This window comes from Oryzihumus sp., assembly GCF_054325275.1.
The window spans coordinates 1-6793 of record NZ_JBTCWL010000112.1; the positions used below are offsets into that span (position 1 = coordinate 1).

The window sequence follows — 6793 nt, forward strand, 5'->3', positions numbered from 1 at the left end:
GCGGTCACCCCATGGACGACGTGGCGACCGGTTTGGTTGCCGTCGGGCTGCGACGGTTTCAGGACAGGTGCGCCAGCCAGTCCGTGGCGTTGAGCGCCAGCTCGGCGTCGGTGCCCGCCGGGTCGTTCCACCCGTCATACAGGGTGTTGCCGCTCTGGCCTGTGCCGTCGTCGACGGGGGAGGAGTCGCCCCACAGCGCCACCCGGCCGGAGCCGAACTGCGACACCGCGAAGAAGCAGCCGGTCGAGCCGGTGTTGGACACGGCGTTGCGGTAGAGCAGGCACTGGGCGCTGGGGTTGCTGCTGGTCGAGATGGTGAAGGTGGTGCCGCCGCGCAGGATGCTGCCGGTGGCCGTGCCCCAGGGCCCGTCGATGACCGGGTGTGTCCTCGCCGCCGACGGGATGTTGGTCTCGTCCTCGCTGGAGTAGTTCTTGTAGTCGACGGTGATGCCGAACGGGTTGGTGTTGTCCACGCCGTTGCTGGTGAACAGCTGGTTGGCGATGTCCACGCTGTCGACGCCGTCGTTGTTGCGGTCGCTCTGGTCGTGGTCGGTGATGAGGAACAGGCCGCCGCCGTTCTGGACGAACTGCATGATCGCGGTGCGCTCGGCGGCGGTGAACGCGGTGTTGGGCTCGGGGATGACCAGCTCGTCGAAGTTCTTCAGGTCCAGGCTGCCGGTCGTGCCGTAGGTCAGGGCGCCCGTGGTGGTGCGCAGCGTGGGGTAGTAGGTCGGGTACTGCGCCAGGGACACGCCCCACGAGGAGATCGCCCCGGTCCAGTCGGTCTCGGCGGTGGGGGAGGCCTTCTGGTTGAACGGGTTCGGGATCGAGGTCGAGATGATCCAGTCGGCGTTGCCGGCCGTCTCGGCGTGCCCGTTGTCGAACAGGATCCGGGCCGAGGTGGCGGTGGCGGCGGCCGGGACGGTCGCCGAGGAGGGGGTGGCCGCGGGGGCCGCCTGGGACGGGGTCACCCCGGTGGCCAGGCCGGTGGCGAGCATGGTCAGCGCGGTGGCGGTGAGGACGAGACTGCGGGTCGGCACAGCGATCTCCTTGTGTGTGTCCTGTGTGGCCCGGTCGGGCCGAGGAGACGCTCGCACCCCGCCGGCAAGGCCCGGACCAACCCGAGGTCAAGGTCAGGGAAGGAGTTGGTGACCGGTAACCTTTCGGCTCATGGCCCGCCAGCGCGTACCCGAAGGACCCACCCCGCCGCCGGCCGTCCAGAAGCTGCGGATCCGCTATGCCAAGCGTGGGCGGCTGCGCTTCTCCTCCACCCGTGACTTCCAGCGCGCGCTCGAGCGGGCGCTGCGTCGCGCCGCCGTGCCGATGGCCTTCTCGGCCGGCTTCCACCCCCACCCCAAGATCTCCTACGCCAACGCGGCGCCGACCGGCACCGCCAGCGAGGCGGAGTACGTCGAGGTCTCGGTGACCGAGCGGGTCGACCCCGAGCGGCTGCGCGCGGCGCTCGACGAGGCGTTGCCCGACGGGCTGGACGTCCTCGAGGTGGTCGAGGCCCGGCCCGGCGCCCTGGCCGACCGGCTCCAGGCCAGCGACTGGGTCGTGACCTTCCGCGGTATGCCGGTCGCCGACCTCGAGCGCGCGGCCGCCGCGCTGCTGGAGCAGGAGCGGGTCGAGGTCACCCGCATGATGAAGTCCGGGCCGCGCACCTTCGACGTGCGCGAGGCCGTCGTGTCGCTCACAGCATCGCCAGCCGAGGACGACACGTGTGCGATACTGCGGATGGTCGTACGGCACACCACACCCGCCGTGCGCCCCGACGACGTCCTGAGCGCGCTGCGAGCAGTGGCCGCCTTGGCGCCGCCGACACCGCCCCTGGTGACTCGGCTGGCGCAGGGCCCGCTGCAGACCGCAACCGCGACGGTGGCTGATCCACTGGCTGCCGACCAGGCCGGCGACGGCACCTGAGACGGTGACGCGCGTCCCCGCGCGAGCCCCAAAGGTGTAGCGAGACGACTTCCGTCCCGCCCCGCTCCCGCGGGAGGGACGACGCCACCACGAACCGCGCGGCGACGAGGGGGCCTCCGGGCCCCGGGGTGTGGTCTCGCCCCGTGGGTGACAGGAGGACGCCTGATGGCATCCAACGACAACCTCTTCCCCGACACCGCTGCCGCAGCGCAGGACGGTGGGGAGTCCGCCACCGAGGCGCCCGCCACGCCCGAGGCCGGTCCGGCCCCGGCGAAGAAGGCCGCCAAGAAGGCCGCCAAGCGCGCGCCGCGCAAGACCGCCAAGAAGGCCGCCGCTGCGCCCGAGGAGGGGGCCACCGAGCCCACCGCCGCTGAGCTCGCCGCGGGCGAGCCGGCCACCAGCGAGACCGCCGCCGAGCCGGGGGTGGAGCCGGGCGGTGAGGACGCAGCCGCGCCGACGAAGAAGCCCGCGAAGAAGGCCGCCAAGCGCGCCCCGCGCAAGACCGCAAAGAAGGCCGCGGCCACGGCTCCCGAGACCACGGACGCCGAGACCCGGGAGTCGGTCGCCGAGGGGCCCACCGCTCCCGAGCCCGCCGAGGTCGAGCAGGTCGTCGAGTCGGCCGTGGAGGCCGCCGGGGAGGAGACCGCCGAGGAGACCCCGGCCGTCCCCAGCTTCGGGCTGCTGTTCCAGCCGCCGGACCCGGCGCTGGTCACCCGCCGCCGTTCGCGGCGCGCCACCGCGCCGGAGGCCACCCCGGCACACGCCGAGGCCGCGCCGGCCGAGCCGACTGAGGCCGCCGAGGCCGGGACCGGCCCGGTCGCCGAGCACGACCACGAGCAGGACCAGGAGGCCGGCGAGGGTGGCGGTCGCCGTCGCCGCCGTCGTGGTGGCAAGGGCCGTGGCCGCGGCCGCGGCGGCGAGGCCGCCGAGCAGGCCGAGAGCCCCGAGTCCGCCGAGCAGGAGGAGGCGGCCGAGGCCACCGGGCAGACCGGTCCCGAGGCCGAGCAGACCGAGGAGGGCGGCGAGAGCACCTCCAGCCGTCGCCGCCGTCGCCGTCGCCGCACCGGTGGGGGCGCCGCCGAGGGCGAGGACGAGCCGGGCACCGTCACCAAGGTGCGCGAGCCCCGCAAGGAGCGCGACGAGGTCACCTCGTTGAAGGGCTCGACCCGCCTGGAGGCCAAGAAGCAGCGCCGCCGCGAGGGCCGCGAGGCCGGTCGCCGCCGCACGGTCATCACCGAGGCCGAGTTCCTCGCGCGCCGCGAGAGCGTCGAGCGGGTCATGGTGGTCCGCCACAAGGACGACCGCACCCAGATCGGCGTGCTCGAGGACGGCGTGCTCGTCGAGCACTACGTCTCCCGCGAGACCAGCAACGCCTCGATGGCGGGCAACGTCTACCTCGGCCGGGTCCAGAACGTCCTGCCCAGCATGGAGGCGGCGTTCGTCGACATCGGCAAGGGCCGCAACGCCGTGCTCTACGCCGGTGAGGTCAACTGGGACGCGGCCGGCCTGGAGAACAACAAGGCCAAGCGCATCGAGAACGCCCTCAGCTCCGGCGACTCGGTCCTGGTGCAGGTCACCAAGGACCCGATCGGGCACAAGGGCGCCCGCCTGACCTCGCAGATCTCGCTGCCGGGTCGCTACCTGGTCTACGTGCCGGACGGCAACATGACCGGCATCTCGCGCAAGCTGCCCGACACCGAGCGGGCCCGCCTGAAGAAGATCCTGCGTGAGGTCGTGCCCGACAACGCCGGCGTCATCGTGCGCACGGCCGCCGAGGGCGCCAGCGAGGACGAGCTGCGTGCCGACGTGGCCCGTCTGACCGCCGCGTGGGAGGACATCCAGGCCAAGGCCAAGGCCAAGAGCTCCAGCGCCCCGGCGCTGCTGCACGGCGAGCCCGACCTGACCGTCCGCGTCATCCGCGACGTCTTCAACGAGGACTTCACCAGCCTGGTCGTGTCGGGCGACTCCGCCTGGGGTGAGGTCAGCGACTACATCCACTCCGTGGCGCCCGACCTGGCCGGCCGCCTGACCAAGTGGACCAGCGAGACGGACGTCTTCTCCCACTACCGGGTGGAGGAGCAGCTGGCCAAGGCGATGGACCGCAAGGTGTGGCTGCCCTCGGGTGGCTCGCTGGTCATCGACCGCACCGAGGCGATGACGGTCATCGACGTCAACACCGGCAAGTTCGTCGGCTCCGGGGGCAACCTCGAGGAGACGGTCACCAAGAACAACATCGAGGCGGCCGAGGAGATCGTGCGCCAGCTCCGGCTGCGCGACGTCGGCGGCATCATCGTCATCGACTTCATCGACATGGTGCTCGAGAGCAACCGCGAGCTGGTCGTGCGCCGCCTGCTGGAGTGCCTGGGTCGCGACCGCACCAAGCACCAGGTCGCCGAGGTCACCTCGCTGGGCCTGGTCCAGATGACCCGCAAGCGGGTCGGCACCGGCCTGATCGAGGTGTTCTCCGAGCAGTGCGAGCACTGCAACGGCCGCGGCATCCTCGTGCACGCCGAGCCGGTGGAGAAGTCCTCGGGCAACGGTGGCAACGGTGGCAACAACCAGGGCGCCGGCGACGGCAGCCAGGGTGGGTCCGGTCGCTCCCGCAGCCGCCGGGGCAAGGGGAGCGGGCGCGATACCTCGGGCTCGTCCGCCGGCCAGGGCCAGCAGGACAAGCCGGCCGAGAAGGCGGCGGAGAAGCCGGCCCCGTCCGGGCCGACCCCCGCGCAGATCGCGGCGGCCGCCCACGCGGCGGCGCTGCACGCCTCGCACGCCGGTGAGGAGGCCGAGGCGGTCGCCGCCGAGGCCGCCAAGGCGGTGGAGGCCGTGGCCGCCGGTGACGTGACCGAGGTGCCCGCCGGGGCACCGAAGGCCGTGGAGCCGGAGCAGGCCGTCGAGGCGGAGAAGGCCGCAGAGCCGGCGCGGGCCCAGGCGCCCGAGCCGGCCGCCCAGGAGCCTGCCGCGGAGCCCGTCCCGGCGACGCAGCCGGCCGTGGCCGCCGAGCCCGCCACGGCCCCGGCGACCCGTGGCCGACGCAAGCGCGCCCGCGTGGTTGCTCCGGCCGGACCGCCCCGCGCGGCGACCGCCGGGGAGGCCTCCGGCGAGTTTGCTGAGCAAGGCGCCCAGCAAGTACCCTGATCCTTCGGTGCGCCCACCGAGCCCGTGTTGACGGACCGGTAGTCATGAAGCGGCGCGCTTACCCCGAACGACATAAGAGAGTGAGCTCATCGTGTACGCGATCGTCCGCGCTGGCGGCCGTCAGGAGAAGGTGTCCGTCGGCGACGTCCTCATCATCGACAAGGTGAACGGGGCGGCCGGTGACAGTGTCGACCTCACGCCGCTGCTCCTGGTCGACGGTTCCACCGTCACCAGCGACGCTGCGAAGCTCGCCAAGGTCAAGGTCACGGCCGAGGTGGTCAAGGCCACCAAGGGCCCGAAGATCACGATCATGAAGTACAAGAACAAGACCGGTTACAAGAAGCGCCAGGGTCACCGCCAGCACTCGACCCAGGTCAAGGTCACCGCGATCGAGGCCTGAGCCTCGCCCCTTACGAACGAGAACGAGGTTTAGAACATGGCACACAAGAAGGGTGCATCCTCGACGCGCAACGGCCGCGACTCCAACGCCCAACGGCTTGGTGTGAAGCGGTTCGGCGGCCAGGCCGTCAACGCCGGCGAGATCCTGGTCCGCCAGCGCGGCACGCACTTCCACCCCGGTGAGGGCGTCGGCCGTGGCGGCGACGACACGCTGTTCGCGCTGGTCGCGGGTGCGGTCAAGTTCGGCACCAAGAAGGGCCGCAAGACCGTCAACATCGTCCCCGCCGAGACGGTCTCCGTCGGCGAGTCCGCCTGACGCGGGACACGCACGATCCTCGACGCGAGGGGGTGGGCCGTCCGGCCCGCCCCCTCGCGTTGTTTCTGCCCGGCGCTGCGACGCCGGCGCACCACCACAGCAGCACCCGATGAGAGGCCCTGATGGCGAACTTCGTTGACCGAGTCGTCCTGCACGTCGCCGCCGGTGACGGCGGGCACGGCGTCGCGTCCGTGCGCCGCGAGAAGTTCAAGCCGCTCGGCGGCCCCGACGGGGGCAACGGAGGACGAGGCGGCAACGTCGTCCTCGTCGTCGACCCGCAGTCCACCACGCTGCTGGACTACCACCACCACCCCCACCGCAAGGCGACCAACGGCAAGCCCGGCGCCGGCGACGAGCGCAACGGCGCCGACGGTGAGGACCTGCTGCTGCCGGTGCCCGAGGGCACCGTGGTCAAGTCCGGCTCCGGCGAGGTGCTCGCCGACCTGGTCGGGATGGGCGCCACCTACGTCGTCGCCCGCGGTGGCCGGGGCGGCCTGGGCAACAAGGCGCTGGCCTCGCCGCGCCGCAAGGCCCCCGGCTTCGCCCTGCTTGGCGAGCCCGGCGACGCCCTCGACGTCGTCCTCGAGCTCAAGACGCTCGCCGACGTGGCGCTCATCGGCTACCCCTCGGCCGGCAAGTCCAGCCTGGTCTCCGTGCTGTCCGCGGCGCGGCCCAAGATCGCGGACTACCCCTTCACCACGCTGGTGCCCAACCTCGGCGTGGTCACCGCCGGCGACGAGCGGTTCACCGTCGCCGACGTGCCCGGCCTCATCCCCGGCGCCAGCCAGGGCAAGGGCCTGGGCCTGGAGTTCCTGCGCCACGTCGAGCGCTGCTCGGTGCTCGTGCACGTCATCGACTGCGCCACGCTGGAGCCGGGCCGCGACCCGCTCAGCGACCTCGACGTCATCGAGGAGGAGCTCTCGCAGTACGTCGCCGACGAGTCCCTCGGCGGCAAGCCGCTCTCGGAGCGCACCCGCATCGTCGTGCTCAACAAGGCCGACGTACCCGAGGCCCGCGAGCT

The 6793-nt window shown here is 72.5% G+C and carries 6 protein-coding genes; 5 read left to right on the top strand and 1 reads right to left on the bottom strand.

The window, feature by feature from the left end:
- Positions 1-58: 58 nt before the first annotated feature.
- A complete protein-coding gene (locus ACXVGS_RS18395) occupies positions 59-1039 on the bottom strand; it encodes a hypothetical protein (RefSeq protein WP_458529895.1) in 981 nt (326 codons plus the stop codon).
- Positions 1040-1169: 130 nt separating this feature from the next.
- Here ACXVGS_RS18395 and ACXVGS_RS18400 point away from each other — a divergent pair, with 130 nt between their 5' ends.
- The 5 genes from ACXVGS_RS18400 to obgE all read left to right on the top strand — a co-directional run.
- A complete protein-coding gene (locus tag ACXVGS_RS18400; RefSeq protein ID WP_458532252.1) occupies positions 1170-1922 on the top strand; it encodes a TIGR03936 family radical SAM-associated protein in 753 nt (250 codons plus the stop codon).
- Between the two features lie 165 nt (positions 1923-2087).
- A complete protein-coding gene (locus tag ACXVGS_RS18405) occupies positions 2088-5057 on the top strand; it encodes an Rne/Rng family ribonuclease (protein ID WP_458538196.1) in 2970 nt (989 codons plus the stop codon).
- Between the two features lie 91 nt (positions 5058-5148).
- Positions 5149-5457, top strand: coding sequence for a 50S ribosomal protein L21 (rplU, locus tag ACXVGS_RS18410; RefSeq protein WP_141788855.1), 309 nt, complete (start codon positions 5149-5151; stop codon positions 5455-5457).
- Between the two features lie 36 nt (positions 5458-5493).
- Positions 5494-5772: a 50S ribosomal protein L27 gene (gene rpmA, locus ACXVGS_RS18415; protein ID WP_458529892.1), complete on the top strand. Its 279-nt coding sequence runs from the start codon at positions 5494-5496 to the stop codon at positions 5770-5772.
- A 122-nt stretch (positions 5773-5894) separates the two neighbouring features.
- Positions 5895-6793: GTPase ObgE (gene obgE / locus ACXVGS_RS18420; protein WP_458538197.1), on the top strand; the 899-nt coding region annotated here is incomplete at its 3' end.